Raw genomic sequence first — 21,260 nt, forward strand, 5'->3', positions numbered from 1 at the left:
TTTCCAGTCGGGAAATTCCCAAGGCGCGGGCGCGTGACTATGGTCCGCGCCGATAGAATTCATCCATGGATGGGAGCCACATCATGTCCGCCGAGCTGACCGAGAAGCCGACCCATAATGACGCGATCGGGGAGGATGCGCTCAAGCAGATCCTGACCGAAGCACGGACCTATAATGATTTCGAGGACCGGCCGCTGCCCGAAGGCACGCTGCAGACGCTCTACGATACGCTGCGCATGGGGCCGACCAGCGCCAATTCCTCGCCGGCGCGTTTCCTGTTCATCACCTCGCCCGAGGCCAAGGCGCGGCTCAAGCCGATCCTGATGGAAGGCAATCAGGCCAAGACGATGAAGGCGCCTGCCACGGTTGTCGTCGCCTGGGACACCAAATTCTACGACAAGGTTCCCCAGCTGATGCCGCACAATCCTGGCGCCCGGGACTGGTTCACCGCGCCCGAATCGACCCTGGATAACGGTAAGCGCAATGCGGTGCTGCAGGGGGCTTATCTCATCATTGCGGCACGCGCGCTGGGTCTGGATACCGGGGCGATGTCGGGCTTTGACAATGACAGGCTGGACGCCGAATTCTTCGCCGGCGATCCGGAGATGAAGGACTGGAAGTCCGACTTCCTGATCAATATCGGCTACGGCACGCCAAAGAACCTCTTCCCGCGCCTGCCGCGCCTGAGCTTCGACGAGGCCGCAAAAATCCTCTAAAGGGCTGGCATGACCCTGCTGGCCATCGATACCACCGGCGCGAATTGTTCCGTTGCCCTGCGCATTGCGGGCCGGCCGGACGTAATCGTCAGCGAGATGATCGGGCGCGGGCATGCCGAACGCCTGGCACCCATGGTGGCGGAGACGCTCGCGGGGGCGGGCGTGGCGGCATGCGAGCTGACGCGGATCGGGGTGACAACGGGGCCGGGCAGTTTTGCCGGCACGCGTGTGGCGACGGCCTTCGCGCGCGGCCTGGCCCTGGCCACAGGGGCACAGGCTGTCGGCATAGGCAATCTGGCCGTGTTTGCGCACCAGGCCCGCGCGGTTCGCCCGCTGGCGGTGCTGCACGATGCCAAGCGCGGCGAAGTCATCCTGCAGATCTGGACGCAGGCCGGAGCAAACGAACCGGAACGCCTTGCCTTGGCCGATGTGCCGGGCCGGATCCGGGCGCTGGCGGGGGAGGGCGTTCACCTGGCCGGGCCCGGCACCGGCGTCATCGGCACTGCGGGATTTGCCGTCACGGGCGACGACGTGCTCGACCTGGCCGCCCTGCTGGACCTCGTCGCCGCGGCCGAGCCGGCCGCCGCACCCCCCTCGCCCTTCTATGCCCGCCCGCCGGACGCCAAGCTTCCCGGCGGCGTCGAGCCGGTATGAACGGGGGCATCCGGCGCGTCACGCCGCAGGCGGCGGGTGCGCTGGCCCGCCTTCATGCCCAGTGTTTCGACACCGCCTGGCCGGAAAGCGAATTCGCTGCCCTGCTTCACATGCCGGGCATGGCGGGCTTTCTGTGGTCAGTGAACCCTGCCGGTGCGTCCGGCTTCGCGCTGCTGCGCCAGGTGGTGGACGAGGCGGAGATCCTCACCATCGGCATTGCTCCGTCCGGGCGGGGACAGGGTGCGGGCGCCGAGCTGCTCCGGGCGGTGGAGGCGGCGATGGCGGCGCAGGGGGTGGCAAGGGTGTTTCTCGAAGTGTCTACAGCAAACGCGTCGGCCCGCCGGCTCTATGACCGAGCCGGATACTCGGAAATCGGCCGCCGCAGGCACTACTACGCCGACGGGACGGATGCGCTTGTGCTGGAAAAATGGCTGCGAAAAGATGGACAGACCGGTATCTGAACGCCTATCTCTGGGGCGGAAAGACGAGGGAAGCACCATGCCCGACCGTATCGAAAAACTCTGCGTGGAGAAGGGGCTTCGCATGACCGACCAGCGTCGAGTCATTGCGCGTGTGCTGTCCGCCGCCGACGATCATCCCGATGCCGAGGAATTGCATCGCCGCGCCTCGGCGGAAGATCCGCGGATTTCGCTCGCCACGGTCTACCGTACGGTCCGCCTTTTCGAGGATGCCGGCATTATCGAACGCCACGACTTCCGCGACGGAAGGTCGCGCTATGAGGAAGTCGGCGACGAGCATCACGACCATCTGATCGACCTGAAGTCCGGTGAGGTCGTGGAATTTGTCAATGAAGAGATCGAGCGATTGCAGGAAGCGATCGCCCGCAAGCTGGGCTACAAGCTTGTCGATCACCGCCTGGAGCTATACGGCGTGCCGCTGAAGAGTGCCGAGGAGTAGGCGCTCCGAGCCTCCCTGCAAGGAGCCGCCATGCCCGCCCGCAAGCCCGGCAAGCACGCATTCGTCTTTATTTTCGTAACCGTGCTGATCGACATGATCGGTTTCGGTCTGATCATCCCGGTCATGCCGGAGCTGATCGGCGTGCTGACCGGGCTGGAAGCCAATGACGCCGCTGTCCTGGGTGCCTGGCTGATGGCCACCTATGCCGGCATGCAGTTCGTCTTCGCGCCCATTGTCGGCGGCCTGTCCGACCGTTTCGGCCGCAAGCCGGTCCTGCTGGCCGCGCTGGCCGGCTTTACCGTCGACTATGTCATCATGGGCTTTGCACCGGTCTTCTGGCTGCTGCTGGTCGGCCGCATCCTGGCGGGCATTTTCGGTGCCAGCTATTCGACCGCCAATGCCTATATCGCCGACATCACCCCGGCCAAGGAACGCGCCGGACGGTTCGGGATGATCGGCGCGGCCTTCGGGATCGGTTTCATCCTGGGCCCCGCCCTGGGCGGTTTCCTGGGTGACTTCTTCGGTCCGCGTGCGCCCTTCTTCGCGGCCGCCATCCTGGCCGGCTGCAATCTGGTCTACGGCCTTGTCGTGCTGCCGGAGACCCTGGCCCCCGAAAACCGCCGTCCCTTCTCCCTGGCCCGGGCCAATCCGCTCGGCTCGCTGCTGCAGATGCGCAAATATCCGGCCGTCCTGGTGATGATGGGCGCGGTCTTCCTGATGCTGCTGGCGCATGCCGTTTATCCGGCGATCTGGTCGTACTACACCGATTTCAAGTTCGGATGGGGACCGGCGGAAATCGGCATGTCGCTGATGGCGGTGGGTCTCACGACAGCGATGGTACAGGGCGGTCTGACGCGGGTTCTCGTTCCCAAGCTGGGAGAGTGGCGCGCCATCGGCTTCTCGCTAACACTCGCGATCTTTTCCTATGCCGCCTACGGCTTCGCGCCGGCCGGCTGGGTCGTCTACCCGATCATCGCGGTCGGTGCGCTGGCCGGGATCGGCCAGCCGGCGCTTCAGGGAGTTGTCTCGCGCATCGTGCCGCCCAATGCGCAGGGCGAGCTGCAGGGCGCGATGACCTCGCTGCAAAGCCTGTCCATGGTGATCGGCCCGCTCTTCATGTCGCGCGTGTTCGAGCATTATTCCGGACCGGACGCACCGCTGGCCTTCCCGGGGGCGCCCTTCATCCTGGCCTCGATCATGACGGCGGTTGCCCTGATCATCGCGCTGGGTGCCAGGAAGCACGATCCCGGGGCGGCGGACGAGGAGGCCGGTGCGGCGGTTGCCGAAACGCCGCTCGCCGGCGCGGGCAAGACGGATTAGTCTTGCGGGCCTTGCGCTTCGGCCCCATTTCCATCATAACGCCCCGCTTCCCGGCCGATGGCCGGACGCCGCTGCATGGGTAGGCCGCAGATGCGGCCCGACGAAGGTTTCATGAGTTCGACGCGCAAACGTCTCTACATCAAGACTTACGGCTGCCAGATGAATGTCTACGATTCCGAGAGGATGAGGGATGTTCTGACCCCGCTGGGCTATGAGCCGGCGGACGAACCCGACGGCGCCGACCTGGTGATCCTCAATACCTGTCATATCCGCGAGAAGGCGGCGGAGAAGGTCTATTCCGAACTGGGCCGCCTGCGCCCGCTGAAGGACGGCAAGGCGGCATCCGGCGGCATGACCATCGCCGTGGCCGGCTGTGTGGCCCAGGCCGAAGGCGCGGAAATCATGAAACGCGCGCCGGTCGTCGACCTCGTTGTCGGACCGCAGACCTATCACAAGCTGCCCGAACTGATCGCCCAGGCCCATCGCGCCCGCGGCGAAGCGCTGGATACCGAGTTCGAGGTCGAGGACAAGTTCGACCGGCTGGCGGGCGAACGCCAGGTCGAGGGGCATACGGCCTTCGTCACTGTGCAGGAAGGTTGCGACAAGTTCTGCACTTTCTGCGTGGTGCCCTATACCCGCGGAGCCGAGTGGTCGCGCCCGGTCGACCAGGTCGTCGCAGAAGTGCGCCAGCTGGCCGCCAAGGGTGTGCGCGAAGTCACTCTGCTGGGCCAGAATGTGAACGCCTTCCATGGCGAACCGCCGGCCGGCCGCGAGGCGGACGGCCCCTGGGGGCTGGGACAGCTCGTGCGCCATATCGCGCTGATCGGCGGGATCGAGCGTATCCGCTTCACCACCTCGCATCCGCGCGACATGGAGGAGGACCTGATCGAGGCCTTCGCCGATACGCCCAAGCTGATGCCCTATTTCCACCTGCCTGTGCAGTCGGGTTCGGACAAGATCCTCAAGGCGATGAACCGTCAGCACACGGCCCAGGAGTATGTCGCCATCATCGAGCGACTGCGTGCGGCGCGGCCGGACATCGCCATTTCCGGCGACATGATCGTCGGTTTCCCGGGCGAGAGCGATGCTGATTTCGAGGCGACCCTGGAGCTGGTGCGCGAGGTGAACTATGCGTCCTGCTTCTCGTTCAAGTATTCGCGCCGTCCCGGCACGCCGGGGGCGGCGATGTTCAACCAGGTCGACGAAACCGTGAAAGGTGAGCGCCTGGCTGCGCTTCAGGCCCTGCTCAATGCGCAGCAGGTGGCATTCAATGAATGCCAGATCGGCCGCACCCTGCCGGTGCTGTTTGAAAAGCCCGGACGCATGGACGGCCAGCTGCACGGGCGCAGCCCCTATCTGCAGGCTGTGCATGTGGATGCGCCGGCCGAGCTGGTCGGACAGATCGCCGACGTGACCATCGAGGCGGCCTCGCGCAATGCCCTGAGCGGCCGCCTCGCGAGCGGGGAGAGGAGCGCGGCGTGACGGCAGCGAAAACACCGGCGCGTGCACGCTCGACCAAGCCCCGGCGGGAAGCCTCCGAGACCGTCTTTTTCGACGACAAGGAGCGTCTGCGCGGTCTCGCGGGTGCGGGCGACCGCTTTCTCATCCTGATCGAACAGGAACTCGGCGTGCGGCTGAGCGCGCCCGGCGGCGGCCAGATCGTTATCTCGGCCGGCGATGCGGCCGCGCGCGACGAGGCGAAACGCGTCATCAAACGCCTCTACGCGTCGCTGGAGCACGGGCTGACCTGCGACGAGGCCGCTGTGCGCGCGGCGCTGCGTATGCGCGATGCGGAAGATGCGGAAACCGGATCGGATGACGGCGTCATACGCGTGCCCCGGGGTTCCAGCCTGATCGCGCGGACTGAAGGCCAGCGCGAATATGTGCGCGCCCTCAAGAATGACAAGGCGTTCGATCTGATCTTCGGCGTCGGCCCGGCAGGCACCGGCAAGACGCTGCTGGCGGTCGCCTATGGCGCTTCGCTGCTGGTCCAGCGCAAGGTCGAGAAGCTGATCATCACCCGGCCGGCCGTCGAGGCCGGTGAAAAGCTGGGTTTCCTGCCCGGCGACCTCACCGAGAAGGTCGACCCCTATCTGCTGCCGGTCTGGGACGCCCTGGCCGACACGCTGGGCCGGCACCAGCTGGAGAAGATGCGCGAGGACGGGCGTATCGAGGTGGCGCCGATCGCCTTCATGCGGGGCCGCACGCTGAACCGGGCCTTCATCGTGGTCGACGAGGCGCAGAACACGTCGCGCGCGCAGATGCAGATGGTTCTGACCCGTCTGGGCGAAGGCTCGCGCATGGCGGTGACCGGCGATCCAAGCCAGATCGACCTGCATCCGCGCGAACCCTCGGGCCTGGCTCACGCGCTGGGCATCCTGTCGCAGACCAAAGGTGTTGCCATTGCGCGGTTTTCGCGTGTTGATGTGGTCCGGCACGATCTGGTCGCCCGGATCGTGGAAGCTTATGAGGACGATGCCCGCCGCGCGGCCGGCGACACGCAGGATCAATGAACGCTGTCGATCTGATCGTGGAGGACGAGGCCTGGACCGCCATCAGCGGAAAAACCCGTCTGGCCGAAACCGCCATTGCCGCTGCCTGCGAGGAGCTGGACGAGCGCCGGGCCGGCGTCGTTGCCATCCTGCTGACGGGCGATGCGGCCATCGCCGATCTCAACCGCGATTTCCGCGCAAAGGACGGGCCGACCAATGTTCTTTCCTTTCCGGCCGGTGAGCATGCTGACAATCATCTCGGCGATATCGCCCTGGCGGCCGGCGTCGTCGCGCAGGAGGCCGAGGCGCGGGGCATTGCCCTGGAGGACCACTTGCGGCATCTGATCGTGCATGGATTCCTGCATCTGCAGGGTTATGATCATCAACACGATGACGAAGCAGAGATTATGGAAGACCTTGAACGCCGGGCCCTCGCCCGGTTGGGCGTCGGCGACCCCTATGCCGAATGAACGCATGAATCCGGATCCGACCCGACATGGCTGATACTCCCAGTGCGTCAGGTCCGGCCGGCCGATCTTGGCTGCGCCGCCTGTTCGGCAATGGCCGAGACGCTGAAACCGTGACCCCGCTGCCTGTTGCCGCCACCCCGGCCATGACCCATCATTCCATCGAAGCCGATGCTCTCGACCGGTTGCGCGTGGCCGATGTGATGGTGCCCCGTGCCGACATTATCGGCGTGGAAGTCTCCACCCCGCTGGGCGAGCTGGCGCGCATCTTTGCCGACGCGGCGCATTCGCGCCTGCCGATCTATCGCGAGACGCTCGACGATCCGGTCGGCGTGGTCCACATCAAGGACGTGATCGCCCATCTCGCGCCCGGCCAGACCGGCCGTCGGCCGGCCGGCTGGCTGCAGAAAGTGGTGTTGCCCGACATCGCCCGTCCGCTCCTTTTCGCGCCGCCCTCGATGACCGCGACCGACCTGCTGCGTCGCATGCAGGGCCGGCGCATGCACCTTGCGCTCGTCGTCGACGAATACGGCGGCACCGACGGGCTGGTGACACTGGAAGACCTGATCGAACCGATTGTCGGCGATATCGAAGACGAACACGACGACGAGGATTCGCCTGCCATCCGGGCGCGCGGTCCCGGCGTGTGGGATGTGGATGCGCGCGCCGAGATCGACGATTTTGAAGCCGTGGTCGGCGAGGAGATCGCGGCGGAAGACGAGGACGATGACGTCGACAGTCTCGGCGGTCTGGTCTTCACCCTGATCGGGCGCGTGCCCGAACGCGGCGAAGTGATCCGGCATCCCACAGGCTACGAGTTCGAAGTGATCGAGGCCGACAGCCGCCGCATCAAGCATATGCGCGTGCGCGCGCCGAGCCGCAAACCGAAGGCGCCGCCGGCCGCGAGCGAGGACGGGGGCGGGCCGGTTTCATGAACTGGCGCCGCCTCCCGATATGGCGGCCGCGCGCCTGGCTGGCATCGCGTCGTGGCTGGCGCCATCGCCTGTACCTGTTTGCCGGCGGCGGTATCTCCGCCCTTGCCATGGCGCCGCTGCATGTCTGGCCCGCCCTGATGGCGGGGCTGTGCCTCCTGCTCTGGAGCCTGGACGGGGCGCGACGAACCGGGCGTCCGCTGCGTTCGGCACTGCTGCGTGGCTTCATCTTCGGCCTGGGCTATTTCCTGGCCGGCACGTTCTGGCTCGCTTTCGCCTTCATCACCCGCGGTTCGGGCTATGCCGCCATGGTACCGGTTGCGGTGCCGCTCTTTGCGGCTCTCCTGGCCGCGTTCTGGGGGCTGGCGGGCGTGCTCTACGTCCTGCTCGCCCAGCGCTCGGAATGGCGGGTGCTGATGTTTGCCGTGGCGATCACGGCGCTGGAATGGGTGCGCGGCCATCTCTTCGGCGGTCTGCCCTGGAACCTGCCGGCGTATACCTGGCCCGCCGGGGGCGCGATCAGCCAGAGTGCGTCCTGGTTCGGCGTCTACGGGCTGACCCTGTTGACCGTTTTCATGCTGTCGGCGCCGGCCGTGGCACTCGGGCCGCGGCTGCGGGTGCGGCGGCTGATGCCGCTGATCGCGGGCATTTCCATCGGTCTCATCCTGATCTGTTTCGGCGCCCTGCGCCTGTCGGGCATCGATGTGGACGGGCAGTCCGACATGCGTTTGCGCCTGGTACAGACCGGCATTTCCCAGCGGGAGAAATGGGCCCCGGACGGTGCCGAGCGTACGCGCGACCGCTATCTCGCCCTGACCGCCCGCGACGGGCTCGACGAGGTCACCCACGTGATCTGGCCCGAGGGCGCGCTGCCCACCTTCATGCTTGAGGACGGCGAGACACTGGGACTGATCGGCGAGCGTCTGGACGGCGGCCAGGTCCTGCTCGCCGGGGTCAACCGGCGTGCCCGGGGCGAGGATGGCTACGACTATTTCAACGCCCTGGCCGTGATGCGCTTCCCGCATGGCTCGCCGCGCGTGGAGACGCTCTACGACAAGGTGCGCCTGACACCGTTCGGGGAAATGGTGCCGATGTCCTGGCTGCTCGAGGCGATCGGGTTCGACGAGTTCACCCGCTATCAGTTCTCGCCGGGCCCGGCGGCCGCAACCCTGGACGTGCCCGGAGCGCCGCCCGTCATGCCGCTGATCTGCTATGAAGCGATCTTTCCGGAATTCGTGCGTTCGGCACCCGAGCGTCCGGCCTGGCTGTTCAACATTTCCAACGATGCCTGGTTCGGCCTGACCTCGGGCCCGTACCAGCATTTCAACCAGGCCCGCTACCGCACGATCGAGACCGGTCTGCCGATGGTCCGCTCGGCCGCATTCGGCGTGTCCGGCGTGGTCGGGCCTGCCGGACGGGCCCGGGTGCAGATCCCGCCGCGCACAGAAGGGGCTTTCGATGTCGGCCTGCCCTCCGCGCTGGTCCCGCCCCCCTATATGTGGTGGGGAGACACGCCGCTTCTGGCCCTTCTGATCATGATGATGGCCGGGGTCGCCGTACAGCGGCGTGCCGTCCTTCTGCGCAGGTTTGTTACGCAGCCATGAACTGAAAGTGATTATGAGCCCACGCCATGGTTGTGCTATCCTGACGGCGTGGCAAGACCCACTGGCAGGCCGGAATCGAGGTGATTGCATGGCGAAGCCGAACCCCCGCGGACCCAACCCCATCGACATCCATGTCGGCGCGCGTATCCGGTTGAGGCGGCAATTGTTGAAGATGAGCCAGGAAAAGCTGGGCGATGAACTCGGCGTGACCTTTCAGCAGGTCCAGAAGTACGAGCGCGGCGCCAACCGTGTCGGCGCGAGCCGGCTGTACCGCCTGTCGCGCGTGCTCGATGTGCCGGTCCAGTTCTTCTTCGAGGGGCTGGGCGAAAAATCGGCGGCAACCGGTATGGCCGAGGGCGATCAGACGCCTGTGGTCTACGATTTCATCCAGAGCGCGGACGGCGTCTCCCTGGCCGAGGCGTTTTCACGCATCAGCGACGCCAAGGTACGCCGCCGCGTGCTGGAACTGGTCCGCACGCTTGCCGCGGAAGACGGCGGCGAAGCGGTCGCGCACTGAGCCCGACCGCATCGCGGGCTTTTCTCGCCGGCGTGAAATGCTCTAGATGCCGGGCATGACCCGCACACCTGAAGACCGTCCCGAATTCCGCCTGTTCGGCCGCGCCCAGGGCAAGCCTCTGTCGGCGCGCCAGCAGGGCCTGGTCGACGGGCTTTTGCCGCGCATCGCCCTGCCCGAAACGGGTCCGGTCGATCCGGCGCGTCTGCTGCCGGACAGCTCTGCCCATGTTCTGGAAATCGGTTTTGGTGGCGGCGAACACCTCGCCGCTCAGGCGGCGCGCCATCCCGACACCGGCTATATCGGCATCGAGCCCTTCCTCAACGGTGTGGCCAAGGCATTGACTTATGTCGAGGAAGCGGCGCTGGACAATGTCCGTCTCTGGCGCGGCGATGCGCGCGAGATCCTGCCGCGCTTCGCGGACGCCTCGCTCGACCGCATCTTCCTGCTCTTCCCCGACCCCTGGCACAAGAAGCGCCACGCCAAGCGCCGCTTCGTGCAGCACGCCACGCGCGACGCATTCGCTCGCATCCTCAAACCGCGCGGGCAATTGCGCATCGCCACCGACGTAAAGTCCTATGCCGACCACTGCATGATCGAGTTGTCCGGCGACGAGCGCTTCGACTGGCCGGCCGCCAAGGCCGACGACTGGCGCATTCCCCCGGCCGACCACATCACGACACGCTATGAGCAAAAAGGGCTGGGCGACTGCGCGCCGGTATTCATGGATTTCGTGCGGGTGTGAGACATTCTCCGTTCCGAGGCCGGCAGGAACGGATCAGTCTTCCACGTGCCGCTTCAGCCGGCCGAGGGCGTCCTCCCACTGGGCCGAGATCCGCTCGAGATATCCGCGCAACTCGTCGATCGGTTCCGGCCGGAGGCTGAACCGGCTCTCGCGGCCGATCCTGTCGCAGTTTACCAGACCCGCATTTTGCAGCACCCGCAGGTGTTTCGTCACCGCTTGCCGGGTCAGTCTCGTGTCGGCCGAAAGCGAAGTAATCGAGCGCGCTGCGCCGTCGCTCAGCCGGTTGAAAAGATGCAGACGGGTGGGCTCGCCGAGCGCGGCAAAGATGGCAACCGGGCCCGGGTTGACGGAAGCACGGCGCAAGTCAAGCATCCAGGTATGCCTTGATGTTCCGCATCTGCTCTTCCCAGCCTTCCTCGATCTGGCGCATCGCGTCGGTGCGGCGGTCCGCCGGCATGCCCGCGAAGCCTGATTCGGTTACTGTGACACGGGTGCCGGTGGCGGTGGCCTCCAGGCGAAATTCCACGCGCATGCGGGACGCCCGGGCGCCGGGTGCTGTATGGAGACCTTCCGGACAAGGCCAGGTAAACACGAAGAGGCGGGGCGGATCCATTGTCTCGGTCAGACTCTCCCATTTCACATCATTGTAGCCTGGGTAGGTCATCCGCCCGGTCGTCGGCTGGCCGACGACAAAGGGTCCGTCCAGCTTGACCCGGAACCATTGGCCGAACTCCTCATGGTCTGTGAGGGCCTGCCAGACCCGTTCGATGGGCGCGTCCAAAACGACGGATTTCTCGATACGATTTGTCATAAGCAACCTTTTAGTTGCTAGTATGGCGCATCGCGGCGATTCACGCAACTTTCAAGTTGCCTTTATCCGGTTTCCCGGCACTGTATGAGCGCTTCTCTTGCTTCGCTGCGCGATGCCGCGTATAAAGCGGTTCACTATCCAAGTTCGATCGCATCGGATGATGCTTTCGAGCGGTCGCTTCCGGCGGCCGCTCTTTTTGTTGATGGAGCCGAGGGCGCCTTGAAGACCAAGACCCCGCAGGATGATCGTATCGCGGCACTGGCTGACCCGCTTGCTGAAGAGCTCGGGCTGGAAGTGGTGCGCGTGCGGGTGATGTCCGGCAAGCGGCAGCGCCTGCAGATCATGATCGACCGGCTCGACGGCACCGGCGTCGATGTCGACGACTGTGCCCGGCTGTCGCGCGCGCTGTCAGACGTGTTCGAGGTCGAAGATCCCATTTCCGGCGAATACGATCTTGAGATATCATCGCCGGGTATCGACCGGCCGCTGACGGCCCTGTCGCATTTCGAGCGCTGGGAGGGCTATGAGGCCCGTATCGAGCTCGACCGGCTTGCCGAGGGGCGCAAGCGTTACAAGGGTATTCTGGCCGGTATTGAGGACGGCCATGTCCTTCTGGACATGGACCGCGAGGACGAGACCACGCTGATCCCGTTTGACTGGATCGCGGAGGCCAAACTGGTTTTGACGGACGCCTTGATCGAGGCGGATTTGAAAGCGCGGGGCGGCAATGCCTCCGCGCAGACTGAAGGAGACGAATGATGTCGCTGAACACGGCAAAAGGGATTGCCCGATGAGCATTGGTGTAAGCGCCAACCGGCTCGAGCTGCTGCAGATCGCCCGTGCGGTCGCCGCCGAGAAATCGATCGACGAAGCCATCGTCATCGAGGCCATCGAGGAGGCGATCCAGAAGGCGGCGCGCTCGCGCTACGGCGCCGAAAACGACATCCGCGCCAAGATCGACCCGAAAACGGGCGAACTTTCGCTCACCCGTAACATGACGGTGGTGGAAGAGGTCGAGAACGAGAGTCAGGAGCTCACCCTCGACCAGGCGAAGAAGATCGATCCTGCTGCCGAGATCGGCACGGTGTTCTCCGACGAGCTGCCGCCCATCGAGTTCGGTCGCGTCGCCTCGCAGACCGCCAAACAGGTGATCACGCAGAAGGTGCGCGAGGCCGAGCGCCAGCGCCAGTTCGAGGAATACAAGGATCGCGTCGGCGAGATCGTGTCCGGCATCGTCAAGCGCGTGGAATACGGCAACGTGATTGTCGATCTGGGCCGTGCCGAGGGTATCATCCGCCGCGCCGACGGCATTCCGCGGGAAAACCTGCAGAACAATGAGCGTGTGCGTGCCTACATCTATGATGTGCGCGAAGAGGTTCGCGGCCCGCAGATCTTCCTGTCGCGCGCCCATCCGGACTTCATGGCGGCCCTGTTCGCCCAGGAAGTGCCGGAAGTCTACGAAGGCATCATCGAAATCCCGTCCGTGGCCCGCGACCCGGGTTCGCGCGCCAAGATTGCCGTGATCTCGAATGACGGTTCGATCGATCCTGTCGGCGCCTGCGTCGGTATGCGCGGCTCGCGTGTGCAGGCCGTGGTATCCGAACTGGCTGGCGAGAAGATCGACATTATTCCCTGGTCGGACGATCCGGCCACCTTTATCGTCAACGCTCTGCAGCCGGCGGAAGTCGCCAAGGTCGTGCTGGACGAGGAAGACCAGCGGATCGAGGTTGTGGTGCCCGACGAGCAGCTGTCTCTGGCCATCGGCCGTCGCGGCCAGAATGTCCGCCTGGCCTCGCAGCTGACGGGCTGGTCGATCGACATTCTGACCGAGGAGGAAGAGTCCGAGCGCCGGCAGAAGGAATTCGCCGAGCGGACCCAGCTCTTCATCTCCGCCCTTGATGTCGACGAGGTCATTGCCCAACTTCTGGCGACCGAAGGTTTCACCGACGTCGAGGAAATCGCCTATGTCGATCTCGGCGAGATTGCCGTGATCGAAGGCTTCGACGAGGATACGGCCGAGGAAATCCAGGCTCGCGCCCGCGACTATCTCGAACGCCTGGCGGCCGAACAGGACGCCAGGCGCAAGGAGCTGGGCGTCGAGGATGGCGTGCTCGAGATTGAAGGCGTCGAGCTGGCGATGGCTGTGAAGCTCGGCGAAAATGACGTCAAGACCGTCGATGACTTGGCCGGGCTGGTGACCGATGATCTGCGCGGCTGGTTCGAGACCCGTGACGGCGAGCGCGTACGCGAGCCCGGCATTCTGGAAGAATTCAATCTTTCCGCCGAGGATGCCGAGATGATGATCATGCGCGCCCGCGTCGCGGCCGGCTGGATCTCCGAGGACGATCTGCCCCAGCCCGAGGTGGAAGAGGAGAGCGGCGAGGATTACGGCGTCGAAGACGTGGAAAGCATGGACCTGGCGGCACTGGAAGCCGAGGCCGAGGCCCTGGGCCTGGATCTCGACGAGGCCGCCGAAGCGGAGAAGGAGGCTGACTAGCTTTCGATCCACGATGGGCAAGGACCGTGAACGGCGCTGTGTGGCCACCGGCGAGGTGAAGGATGAGGGCGACCTCATCCGTATCGCGCTGGGACCGGATGGCGCCGTCGTCCCAGATCTCGCTGCCCGCCTGCCGGGGCGCGGAGCCTGGGTAACGGCACAGCGGGAACCGGTCGATCGGGCCGTGAAGAAGAAAGCGTTTCACCGCGCTTTCGGAGGCCCGGTCGACGTGCCCGAGGACCTGGCAGACCGCATCGAGGGTCTGCTGTCCGGCCGGGCGCTGAACCTTCTGGGTCTGGCGCGGCGGTCGGGCGATCTGGCGGCGGGCCAGGACGCGGTCCGCCTGGCCATCAAGGCAGCCAGGCCGGCCTGGCGCATCGAAGCGTCGGACGGCGCGGCAGACGGCCGGTCGAAGCTCGACCGGCTGGCGCGGGCGGCCTGGGGTGACATCCCGGTCGCCGGGTGTTTTGCGGCGGAGGAGATCGGCCAGGCGCTGGGGCGCGGGCCGACTGTCCACGCCGCCATGTCGGAAGGACCGCAGGCGCGGGCCTTTTCGACGGTGATGGGGAAGCTGGCAGGCTTCCGTCCGCTCGACCCGTCCGCCCCCGCGGCGGTGACAGATGCGGATTAGGCCGCGAGAGCGGTTGCGTCCGGGCCGGAGCTGGCTAGTTTAGCGAGCCTTCGAACCGGAGACAGGTTTGAACAGTGCGCCTTTCCGGCATTCGGCTACCGGAAAGAAGCGTGGAACGAAGCCGATTTGGAAGGCTCGTATGAGCGACGCAGACGACAACAAGTCCGGCCGCAGGCCGCTGTCTTTGAAACGATCCGGTTCGGGTACCGTGCAGCAGAGCTTTGCGCGCGGCAGGTCCAAGGCCGTGGTGGTGGAAAAGAAGCGCAAGCGCGTGGCAGCGCCGGGCAAGGACAATGCACCGGCCTCCGGCAAGTCTGCCGCAGGCGGCAAGGGCGGTGAAAGCGCGCTCGCGGCCAAGGCGCGTCAGCTCGGCCTGTCCGAAGAAGAACTGGTCGCCCGTCAGCGCGCCATTGCCCGGGCCCGGGCCGAGGCCGCCGATCGCGAGGCGCAGAAGAAACAGGAAGCCGAAGAACGTGCCCGGCGCGCCGAGGACGAGCGCCGTCAGCTCGAGGAGCAGCGCGAGCAGGAAGCACGCGAGGCGCGCGAGGCCCGCGAAGCCGAGGAGCGCGCTCGCCAGGAAGCCGAGGATAAGGCGCGTCGCGAAGCCGAGGAAGCTGCGGCGCTGGCCGGCGGTGCCGACATTCCCCAGAAGGGCGATGACGAGCCGCGCCGCAAGGCCCCTCCGGCCAAGGATAAGGACGAGCCGCGCCGCGACAAGCAGCGCGACAATGGTGACGATGCCGCGTCGGCGCTGGAGGCCATGGGCGGGCGGGTCAAGCGCAAGGGCGCCGGTTCCGGCCCCGGTGCTGCCAAGCCCCAGCCGTCACGTGCCAAGAGCGACAATCGCCGTCGCGGCAAACTGACCATCCAGAATATTCTCGATGGCGATGAAGACCGTCAGCGTTCGCTGGCATCCGTGCGCCGGGCGCGCGAACGCGAGAAGCAGCGGCGCCAGGACACGTCCGGCGGCCGTGAAAAGGTCGCGCGCGACGTGATCGTTCCGGAAGCGATTACGGTGTCCGACCTCGCCAACCGCATGGCTGAACGTGCCGTAGACGTTGTAAAATACCTGATGAAACAGGGTCAGATGGTCCGTGTGAACGATGTGCTGGACGCCGATACCGCCGAACTGGTGGTCGAGGAATTCGGCCATGTTGTGAAGCGTGTCTCCGAGGCCGATGTCGAAGAAGGCTTCATCGCCGACGACGATCCGGTCGAGGCGCAAAAGCCGCGCGCGCCGGTCGTGGCCGTGATGGGCCATGTTGACCACGGCAAGACCTCGTTGCTCGATGCGCTGCGGTCGACCGATGTCGTGGCCGGCGAAGCCGGTGGCATCACCCAGCACATCGGGGCCTACCAGGTCCAGCTGAAGGGCGGCGAGAAGATCACCTTCCTCGACACGCCCGGTCACGCAGCCTTTTCGGCCATGCGTTCGCGCGGGGCCCAGGCCACGGACATCGTGATCCTGGTGGTTGCGGCGGACGACTCGGTAATGCCGCAGACCATCGAGGCGATCAATCACGCCAAGGCGGCGGGTACGCCGATCATCGTGGCGGTGAACAAGTGCGACAAGCCGGACTCCAATCCGCAGAAAGTGCTGACGGATCTGCTGCAGCACGAGATCGTCGTCGAGGCGATGTCGGGCGATGTCCAGTCGGTTAACGTGTCGGCGAAGAACCGGACCGGGCTTGAGGAACTGACCGAGGCGATCACTCTCCAGGCCGAGCTTCTGGATCTGAAGGCCAATCCGGATCGTGCCGCCGAAGGCGTGGTCATCGAAAGCCAGGTCGACAAGGGCCGTGGTCCTGTCGCCACCGTGCTGGTGCGGCGCGGCACGCTGAAGCGTGGCGATATCGTCGTCGCCGGTGCCCAGTGGGGCCGGGTGCGCGCGCTGGTCAACGAGCGTGGCCAGCAGCTCGACGAGGCCGGCCCGTCGGTTGCGGCCGAGATTCTCGGTCTCGACGGGGCGCCGGAACCGGGCGAAGTCTTCGCCGTGGTGGAGAATGAGGCCCGCGCCCGCGAGATCGCCGACTACCGTCAGCGCAAGGAACGTCAGGCCGCCGGCGCAGTCAGCGGCGGTGCCGGAGCGTCCCTGGAACAGATGATGGCCCGTCTCAAGCAGGACCAGACCCAGGAAATGCCGCTGCTGGTAAAGGCAGACGTGCAGGGTTCGGCCGAGGCGATCAAGCAGTCGCTCGAGAAGCTCGGCAATGAGGAAGTACGCGCCCGCGTTATCCATTCCGCGCCGGGTGGTGTGAACGAGAGCGATGTGCTGCTGGCCAAGTCCTCCGGTGCGCCGATCTTTGCCTTCAATGTCCGCGCCAACAAGCAGGCCCGCGAACTGGCCGAGCGCGAGGGTGTGGAGATCCGCTACTACTCTGTCATCTACGATGTGATCGACGATGTGCGGAACACGATGGAAGGCATGCTGGCGCCGGAGAAGCGCGAGAACTTCATCGGCTACGCGGAAATCCTGGAAGTGTTCAACATTACCAAGGTCGGCAAAGTGGCCGGTTGCCGTGTCACCGAAGGCGTGGTCAAGCGTGGCTGCGGCGTGCGCCTGCTGCGCGACGATACCGTCCTGCACGAGGGCAAGCTGAAAACTCTCAAACGTTTCAAGGACGAGGTTCCCGAGGTCCGCGCCGGTACCGAATGCGGCATGGCCTTCGAGAATTATGACGATCTGCAGAAGGGCGACCAGATCGAGTGTTTCGAGGTCGTCGAAGTGGCCCGCAAGCTCGACGCTTGATAGCGTTCGCGACCGGATCGGAGGGGCGGTTCCTGCCGGAGTCGCCTCTCCCGCATTCCGGACTGCCCTTGCAACGGTTCGGCAAGAGGCGTAAATCCGCGCGCCCCTGGCTTTCGCTAGAGATGGAGTCCGTCATGGCCCGGCATCAGCATCGCAACCCGTCCAAGGCGCCCTCGCAACGTCAATTGCGCGCCGGCGAACTGATCCGTCATGCGCTGGTAGATATTCTGGCCCGTGAGGAAATGCGCGACCCCGAGCTGGACGGTGTGCTGATCTCGGTCACGGAGGTGCGCCCGTCCCCCGATCTGCGCCAGGCCAAGGTCTATGTCGCGCCGCTGGGCCGGGGTGACCAGACGAAGGTCGCCCAGGCGCTCAACCGCGCAAGCGCCTTCCTGCGCGGCCGGCTGGGCCGGGAAATCGACATGAAGTTCACGCCCGAACTCCACTTCCATCCCGACAACAGTTTCGACACGGCCAGCCATGTCGACGAATTGCTGAACCGCCCGCAGGTCCGTCAGGATCTCGATCGCAATGACGACTAATCGGCCGGGTCAGCCGCGCTCGGGGCGGCCAAGGGTGGCAAACCGGTCCGTTCAAGCCGGATCGCCATGCCCGGTTCCGGTGTGACACGCCGGCCGGTCAGGGCTGTGACACGGCCCGCCTCGTCCCGCTCATAGGCCAGTTCGGCCCCGGCACGGCGCCAGAACAAGCGGCCGGGGCCGATCGGCGTGAGATGATCCCGGCGTCCCGATTGCGGCAGAACCAGATCCAGCCCGCTGCCGGATTGTACCAAAGATACCGATCCGAACACGGCGCTGTCGTACTGGCCGAGCGCATCGAAATGCCCCGGTTCGAGCGCCGCCGTGGCCGGCCGGCCGGCCACGGCAGGCCGCCCGCCCAGCGCCAGCTCCTGAAGCAGCGCATCGATCCGGGGAGTGGGAAAGGAGTCTATATTGGCGACATAGGCGATGGCGAGTTCCCGTCCGGCCAGGATTGACACACCGGCGGAATAACCGGGCTGGCTGCCCGTGACGGTGTAGATCACCTCGCCCTCGCGCTGGATAACCCTCCAGCCGGCCATCAGGCTGCCGTTGGCACGGAACAGGTCGATCCGCCGGCTCAGCACGGCCTGGGCCAGCCGGGTCAGGTCCGGGGCCGTGGTGACGAGTTCCGGGCTGCCGGTCTGATGCCGCGGCGGTGCCGGGCGCAGGTCCAGCGGGCGCGGTCCCGGCTCATACGCCTCTGCCAGCACAGCCAGCGCCGCCGGCCGGCGCGTGATCCGGCTGTTGTCGAGACCCAGCGGACCGAGAATCTCCGTTGCGGCGAAGGTTTCGAAGCGGGCGCGGGCGGCCTGTTCGATGACCTCGATCAGCCGGGTATCGCTGCGGGTCTCAGGATCGAGCAGTTCGGCCACGCTGTCCTCGGCACCGGCGCCCGGCAGGTATCGCCGCAGCGGATCGGCCGGGGACAGACGGCCGGTGTCGACCAGGCGCTGTGCCAGCACTCGTGTCAGACTGTCTGTCACCGCGCCGGCGGGCACAGGTGTGCCGGCGGAAAAGGCGCGACCCGTCTGCCAGTCGGCATAACCGAAAGCGATCACGCTGACCGGGCCGTCGCCATAGCAAAAGGCGATCGCACCGGAAAAGTCCCGGCTTTCGGCGAGCGGGCCGAAGGTGCCGCGGATGCGGGTTTCCAGATCCGGGTCCACCTGCCGCGCGCCGGCGGGCGGGGTGAGGCCAGGCAGGAGCATGATGGCGAGAAAAAGGAAACGCAAAAAGGGCATGGAGCGAAACCGGGCAGGGCTGGACCGCGACAGACTAGGTCAATTGCCCGATCTGTACGAGCCGGGCGGCCGGGAAAATTTCCAATCAGCCAGCCCCCTTGCCGGACCTGCCGGGCTGGGTTAGTGACGCGCCCTTTCGCGACCGGGTCCGAACCCCGGCGAGAGATGGAGATGATGATGGCCCGACGCCGCAAGGGCGAGGACATCCATGGCTGGGTGATCCTCGACAAGCCGCTCGACATGACATCGACGCAGGCGGTTTCGGCCGTGCGCCGCCTTTTCAATGCGAGGAAGGCGGGTCACGCGGGCACGCTGGATCCGCTGGCCTCGGGTATACTGCCGATTGCCCTGGGTGAAGCGACCAAGACCGTGCCCTTCGCCATGGAGGGTGAAAAGGTCTACCGTTTTACCGTGAAATGGGGCGAGCGCACCGACACGCTGGACGCGGAAGGCGAGATCGTGGCTTCCTCTGGTGTGCGGCCCGGTCGCGCTGCCATCGAGGCCGTGCTGGAGCGTTTCATCGGCGAGATCGAACAGGTTCCGCCGGCCTATTCGGCGATCAAGGTGGATGGCGAGCGCGCCTACGACCTGGCCCGCGACGGCGAAGAAGTGGTGCTGGACGCCCGCACGGTGCGTATTGACGATCTCCGGCTGCTCGACTGCCCGACCGCCGACATGGCGGTTCTGGAAATGCGGTGCGGCAAGGGTGCCTATGTGCGCTCCCTGGCGCGCGACCTCGCGGTCGCGCTGGGCACCGAGGGCCATGTGGCCGCCTTGCGGCGCGTGCGTGTGGGCGCATTTTCCGAGGCGGAATCCACAAGACTGGACGTGTTGAAAGAAATGGCCCATAAGGGCGCCGCTTCGGAAGCTCTGCTCCCGGTTCAGACCGCGCTGGACGACATCCCGGCGCTGGCCGTGACCGAGGAGGAAGCCTTCCACTTGAAGCAAGGACGTCCGATCGTCCTGCTCCCGCGTCAGGCGCAAGAGCTGAAATCGCAGCGACGTCCGCTTTTCATCGCGGACCGGGACTGTTCTTTCGCGGCTTTGGCGACCTGCAAGGACCAGGCGGTGGCGATCGGCGATGCGAGGGCCGGAAAGTTCCAGCCCTGGCGGGTTTTCAATCTGACCCCTTGAAAAGGGGCGACATAGAGTTTTAGGAGAACACGATGTCGATCACGCAAGAGCGCAAATCCGCGCTGATCAAGGACAATGCCCGCGGCAAGGCCGACACCGGCTCGCCGGAAGTCCAGGTGGCCATCCTCACCGAACGGATCGCCAACCTGACCGAGCATTTCAAGACCCACAAGAAGGACAACCACTCCCGTCGCGGCCTTCTTAAGATGGTTTCCCAGCGCCGCCGTCTTCTCGATTATCTCAAGAAGAAAGACGAGAGCCGTTACACGGCTCTGATCGAGAAGCTCGGCCTGCGCCGCTAATCCGCGACGCTATCCGTACGAAAGACGATATGTTCGATATTCAAAAAGAAACGATCGAGTGGGCGGGTCGCCCGCTCACCATCGAAACCGGGCGGGTCGCCCGGCAGGCAGACGGCGCGGTCATGGTGACCTATGGCGAGACCACGGTCCTCGCCACCGCCGTCGGCGTCAAAGCCGCGAAAGAGGGGCAGGATTTCTTCCCCCTCACCGTGAATTACCAGGAAAAATACTTCGCCGCGGGCAAGATTCCGGGCGGGTATTTCAAGCGCGAAGGCCGTCCGACCGAGAAGGAGACGCTCACTTCGCGCCTCATCGACCGTCCGATCCGGCCGCTGTTCGCGCCGGGCTTCAAGAATGAAGTCCAGGTGATGATCACCGTCCTGTCCCACGACATGGAAAACGATCCCGACGTGGTGGGCATGGTCGGCGCCTCGGCGGCGCTGGTCCTGTCCGGCCTGCCCTTCATGGGCCCGATCGGGGCTGCGCGCGTGGGCTATATCAACGGCGAATACGTCATCAACCCGCATGTCGACGAAATGCCGGAGAGCGCTCTGGACCTCGTCGTGGCCGGTACGGAAGACGCCGTGATGATGGTGGAATCGGAAGCGAAAGAGCTGTCCGAAGACATCATGCTCGGCGCCGTTATGGCGGGCCACAAGGCCTTCCAGCCGGTGATCGACATGATCATCAAGCTGGCCGAAAAGGCCGCCAAGGAACCCTGGGACTACCAGCCGGCCGATTATTCCGCCGAGGAAGCCAAGGTTCGCGAGCTGGTCGAAGCCGATCTCGCCCAGGCCTACACCATCACCGACAAGACCGAGCGCTATGCGGCGGTGGGCGCGGCGAAGGAAAAGGCCGTGGCCGAGCTGGCCCTGACCGAAGAGCGTCCCGACGGTATCCCGGGCACGGTTCTGAAAGATGTGCTGAAGTCGGTGGAAAGCTCCATCGTCCGCGGCGGCATCATCAAGACCGGCAAGCGGATCGACGGCCG

General features: G+C 65.6%; 22 protein-coding genes and 1 pseudogene. 20 read left to right on the top strand and 3 right to left on the bottom strand.

What is annotated here, in order from left to right; all coding sequences use genetic code 11:
• Positions 1 to 83 precede the first annotated feature (83 nt).
• The 12 genes from Q1U94_RS06165 to trmB all read left to right on the top strand — a co-directional run bounded on the left by Q1U94_RS06165 (position 84) and on the right by trmB (position 10,362).
• Positions 84 to 716: a malonic semialdehyde reductase gene (locus Q1U94_RS06165; RefSeq protein WP_300542749.1), complete on the top strand. Its 633-nt coding sequence runs from the start codon at positions 84 to 86 to the stop codon at positions 714 to 716.
• Positions 717 to 725: 9 nt separating this feature from the next.
• Positions 726 to 1,370, top strand: a complete 645-nt coding sequence (gene tsaB / locus Q1U94_RS06170) for a tRNA (adenosine(37)-N6)-threonylcarbamoyltransferase complex dimerization subunit type 1 TsaB (RefSeq protein WP_300542750.1) — start codon at positions 726 to 728, stop codon at positions 1,368 to 1,370.
• A complete protein-coding gene (gene rimI, locus Q1U94_RS06175; protein ID WP_300542752.1) occupies positions 1,367 to 1,831 on the top strand; it encodes a ribosomal protein S18-alanine N-acetyltransferase in 465 nt (154 codons plus the stop codon). Before tsaB ends, rimI begins: the two co-directional genes overlap by 4 nt.
• Before the next feature lie 37 nt (positions 1,832 to 1,868).
• Positions 1,869 to 2,288, top strand: a complete 420-nt coding sequence (locus tag Q1U94_RS06180; protein ID WP_300542754.1) for a Fur family transcriptional regulator — start codon at positions 1,869 to 1,871, stop codon at positions 2,286 to 2,288.
• 30 nt (positions 2,289 to 2,318) lie between these two features.
• The gene (locus tag Q1U94_RS06185) at positions 2,319 to 3,608 is read left to right on the top strand and encodes a TCR/Tet family MFS transporter (protein WP_300542756.1); all 1,290 of its coding nucleotides are present in this window, start codon (positions 2,319 to 2,321) and stop codon (positions 3,606 to 3,608) included.
• A gap of 111 nt (positions 3,609 to 3,719) precedes the next feature.
• Positions 3,720 to 5,090 carry a tRNA (N6-isopentenyl adenosine(37)-C2)-methylthiotransferase MiaB gene (gene miaB, locus Q1U94_RS06190; protein ID WP_300542757.1) on the top strand — a complete coding sequence of 457 codons (1,371 nt, stop codon included), beginning with the start codon at positions 3,720 to 3,722 and terminating at the stop codon, positions 5,088 to 5,090.
• Positions 5,087 to 6,121: a PhoH family protein gene (locus Q1U94_RS06195; RefSeq protein ID WP_300542759.1), complete on the top strand. Its 1,035-nt coding sequence runs from the start codon at positions 5,087 to 5,089 to the stop codon at positions 6,119 to 6,121. Before miaB ends, Q1U94_RS06195 begins: the two co-directional genes overlap by 4 nt.
• Positions 6,118 to 6,570, top strand: coding sequence for an rRNA maturation RNase YbeY (gene ybeY / locus Q1U94_RS06200; RefSeq protein ID WP_300542761.1), 453 nt, complete (start codon positions 6,118 to 6,120; stop codon positions 6,568 to 6,570). The genes Q1U94_RS06195 and ybeY overlap by 4 nt, the downstream gene beginning before the upstream one ends.
• Before the next feature lie 26 nt (positions 6,571 to 6,596).
• The gene (locus tag Q1U94_RS06205) at positions 6,597 to 7,502 is read left to right on the top strand and encodes a hemolysin family protein (RefSeq protein WP_300542763.1); all 906 of its coding nucleotides are present in this window, start codon (positions 6,597 to 6,599) and stop codon (positions 7,500 to 7,502) included.
• Positions 7,499 to 9,103, top strand: a complete 1,605-nt coding sequence (gene lnt, locus Q1U94_RS06210) for an apolipoprotein N-acyltransferase (RefSeq protein ID WP_300542765.1) — start codon at positions 7,499 to 7,501, stop codon at positions 9,101 to 9,103. The genes Q1U94_RS06205 and lnt overlap by 4 nt, the downstream gene beginning before the upstream one ends.
• 88 nt (positions 9,104 to 9,191) lie before the next feature.
• The gene (locus Q1U94_RS06215; RefSeq protein ID WP_300542766.1) at positions 9,192 to 9,620 is read left to right on the top strand and encodes a helix-turn-helix transcriptional regulator; all 429 of its coding nucleotides are present in this window, start codon (positions 9,192 to 9,194) and stop codon (positions 9,618 to 9,620) included.
• A gap of 55 nt (positions 9,621 to 9,675) precedes the next feature.
• Complete coding sequence (gene trmB, locus Q1U94_RS06220) at positions 9,676 to 10,362, top strand: tRNA (guanosine(46)-N7)-methyltransferase TrmB (RefSeq protein ID WP_300542767.1); 687 nt, start codon at positions 9,676 to 9,678, stop codon at positions 10,360 to 10,362.
• A gap of 33 nt (positions 10,363 to 10,395) precedes the next feature.
• On the opposite strand, the gene Q1U94_RS06225 is transcribed toward trmB, so the two are convergent.
• Complete coding sequence (locus tag Q1U94_RS06225) at positions 10,396 to 10,725, bottom strand: metalloregulator ArsR/SmtB family transcription factor (RefSeq protein WP_300542769.1); 330 nt, start codon at positions 10,723 to 10,725, stop codon at positions 10,396 to 10,398.
• Between the two features lies 1 nt (position 10,726).
• Positions 10,727 to 11,173: an SRPBCC family protein gene (locus Q1U94_RS06230; protein WP_300542770.1), complete on the bottom strand. Its 447-nt coding sequence runs from the start codon at positions 11,171 to 11,173 to the stop codon at positions 10,727 to 10,729.
• 219 nt (positions 11,174 to 11,392) lie between these two features.
• On the opposite strand from Q1U94_RS06230, the gene rimP reads away from it, so the two are divergent.
• From rimP to rbfA, 5 genes are all read left to right on the top strand, one after another.
• Positions 11,393 to 11,932: a ribosome maturation factor RimP gene (rimP, locus tag Q1U94_RS06235; RefSeq protein ID WP_300542771.1), complete on the top strand. Its 540-nt coding sequence runs from the start codon at positions 11,393 to 11,395 to the stop codon at positions 11,930 to 11,932.
• 31 nt (positions 11,933 to 11,963) lie between these two features.
• Positions 11,964 to 13,670 carry a transcription termination factor NusA gene (nusA, locus tag Q1U94_RS06240; RefSeq protein ID WP_300542772.1) on the top strand — a complete coding sequence of 569 codons (1,707 nt, stop codon included), beginning with the start codon at positions 11,964 to 11,966 and terminating at the stop codon, positions 13,668 to 13,670.
• A gap of 13 nt (positions 13,671 to 13,683) precedes the next feature.
• The gene (locus tag Q1U94_RS06245; protein ID WP_300542773.1) at positions 13,684 to 14,301 is read left to right on the top strand and encodes an RNA-binding protein; all 618 of its coding nucleotides are present in this window, start codon (positions 13,684 to 13,686) and stop codon (positions 14,299 to 14,301) included.
• Between the two features lie 139 nt (positions 14,302 to 14,440).
• Complete coding sequence (gene infB / locus Q1U94_RS06250) at positions 14,441 to 17,050, top strand: translation initiation factor IF-2 (RefSeq protein ID WP_300542774.1); 2,610 nt, start codon at positions 14,441 to 14,443, stop codon at positions 17,048 to 17,050.
• Positions 17,051 to 17,184: 134 nt separating this feature from the next.
• Positions 17,185 to 17,592 (top strand): 30S ribosome-binding factor RbfA, encoded by a 408-nt coding sequence (gene rbfA, locus Q1U94_RS06255; RefSeq protein WP_300542775.1) that lies wholly within the window; start codon positions 17,185 to 17,187, stop codon positions 17,590 to 17,592.
• Here rbfA and Q1U94_RS06260 read toward each other — a convergent pair.
• On the bottom strand, positions 17,589 to 18,833 hold the full coding sequence (locus tag Q1U94_RS06260; RefSeq protein ID WP_300542776.1) for a serine hydrolase domain-containing protein: 1,245 nt from the start codon (positions 18,831 to 18,833) through the stop codon (positions 17,589 to 17,591). The genes rbfA and Q1U94_RS06260 overlap by 4 nt on opposite strands.
• Positions 18,834 to 19,010: 177 nt before the next feature.
• On the opposite strand from Q1U94_RS06260, the gene truB reads away from it, so the two are divergent.
• The 3 genes and pseudogenes from truB to Q1U94_RS06275 all read left to right on the top strand — a co-directional run.
• Positions 19,011 to 19,967: a tRNA pseudouridine(55) synthase TruB gene (gene truB / locus Q1U94_RS06265; RefSeq protein WP_366917267.1), complete on the top strand. Its 957-nt coding sequence runs from the start codon at positions 19,011 to 19,013 to the stop codon at positions 19,965 to 19,967.
• A 32-nt stretch (positions 19,968 to 19,999) separates the two neighbouring features.
• Positions 20,000 to 20,269, top strand: coding sequence for a 30S ribosomal protein S15 (rpsO, locus tag Q1U94_RS06270; protein WP_300542779.1), 270 nt, complete (start codon positions 20,000 to 20,002; stop codon positions 20,267 to 20,269).
• A 29-nt stretch (positions 20,270 to 20,298) separates the two neighbouring features.
• Positions 20,299 to 21,260 (top strand): annotated as a pseudogene (locus Q1U94_RS06275) (polyribonucleotide nucleotidyltransferase); the annotation flags it as partial.

The sequence above is a fragment of the Maricaulis sp. genome, assembly GCF_030149515.1.
Taxonomy (GTDB): Bacteria; Pseudomonadota; Alphaproteobacteria; order Caulobacterales; family Maricaulaceae; genus Maricaulis.

Bases quoted from the DNA above. Each gene is read 5' to 3' on its own strand.
- Q1U94_RS06180 (WP_300542754.1), top strand. From the start codon at position 1,869: ATGCCCGACCGTATCGAAAAACTCTGCGTGGAGAAGGGGCTTCGCATG.
- tsaB (WP_300542750.1), top strand. From the start codon at position 726: ATGACCCTGCTGGCCATCGATACCACCGGCGCGAATTGTTCCGTTGCC.
- Q1U94_RS06165 (WP_300542749.1), top strand. From the start codon at position 84: ATGTCCGCCGAGCTGACCGAGAAGCCGACCCATAATGACGCGATCGGG.
- rbfA (WP_300542775.1), top strand. From the start codon at position 17,185: ATGGCCCGGCATCAGCATCGCAACCCGTCCAAGGCGCCCTCGCAACGT.
- Q1U94_RS06230 (WP_300542770.1), bottom strand. From the start codon at position 11,173: ATGACAAATCGTATCGAGAAATCCGTCGTTTTGGACGCGCCCATCGAA.
- ybeY (WP_300542761.1), top strand. From the start codon at position 6,118: ATGAACGCTGTCGATCTGATCGTGGAGGACGAGGCCTGGACCGCCATC.
- trmB (WP_300542767.1), top strand. From the start codon at position 9,676: ATGACCCGCACACCTGAAGACCGTCCCGAATTCCGCCTGTTCGGCCGC.
- nusA (WP_300542772.1), top strand. From the start codon at position 11,964: ATGAGCATTGGTGTAAGCGCCAACCGGCTCGAGCTGCTGCAGATCGCC.
- lnt (WP_300542765.1), top strand. From the start codon at position 7,499: ATGAACTGGCGCCGCCTCCCGATATGGCGGCCGCGCGCCTGGCTGGCA.
- Q1U94_RS06185 (WP_300542756.1), top strand. From the start codon at position 2,319: ATGCCCGCCCGCAAGCCCGGCAAGCACGCATTCGTCTTTATTTTCGTA.
- Q1U94_RS06215 (WP_300542766.1), top strand. From the start codon at position 9,192: ATGGCGAAGCCGAACCCCCGCGGACCCAACCCCATCGACATCCATGTC.
- Q1U94_RS06245 (WP_300542773.1), top strand. From the start codon at position 13,684: ATGGGCAAGGACCGTGAACGGCGCTGTGTGGCCACCGGCGAGGTGAAG.
- infB (WP_300542774.1), top strand. From the start codon at position 14,441: ATGAGCGACGCAGACGACAACAAGTCCGGCCGCAGGCCGCTGTCTTTG.
- truB (WP_366917267.1), top strand. From the start codon at position 19,011: ATGGCCCGACGCCGCAAGGGCGAGGACATCCATGGCTGGGTGATCCTC.
- Q1U94_RS06205 (WP_300542763.1), top strand. From the start codon at position 6,597: ATGGCTGATACTCCCAGTGCGTCAGGTCCGGCCGGCCGATCTTGGCTG.
- rimI (WP_300542752.1), top strand. From the start codon at position 1,367: ATGAACGGGGGCATCCGGCGCGTCACGCCGCAGGCGGCGGGTGCGCTG.
- miaB (WP_300542757.1), top strand. From the start codon at position 3,720: ATGAGTTCGACGCGCAAACGTCTCTACATCAAGACTTACGGCTGCCAG.
- rpsO (WP_300542779.1), top strand. From the start codon at position 20,000: ATGTCGATCACGCAAGAGCGCAAATCCGCGCTGATCAAGGACAATGCC.
- Q1U94_RS06260 (WP_300542776.1), bottom strand. From the start codon at position 18,833: ATGCCCTTTTTGCGTTTCCTTTTTCTCGCCATCATGCTCCTGCCTGGC.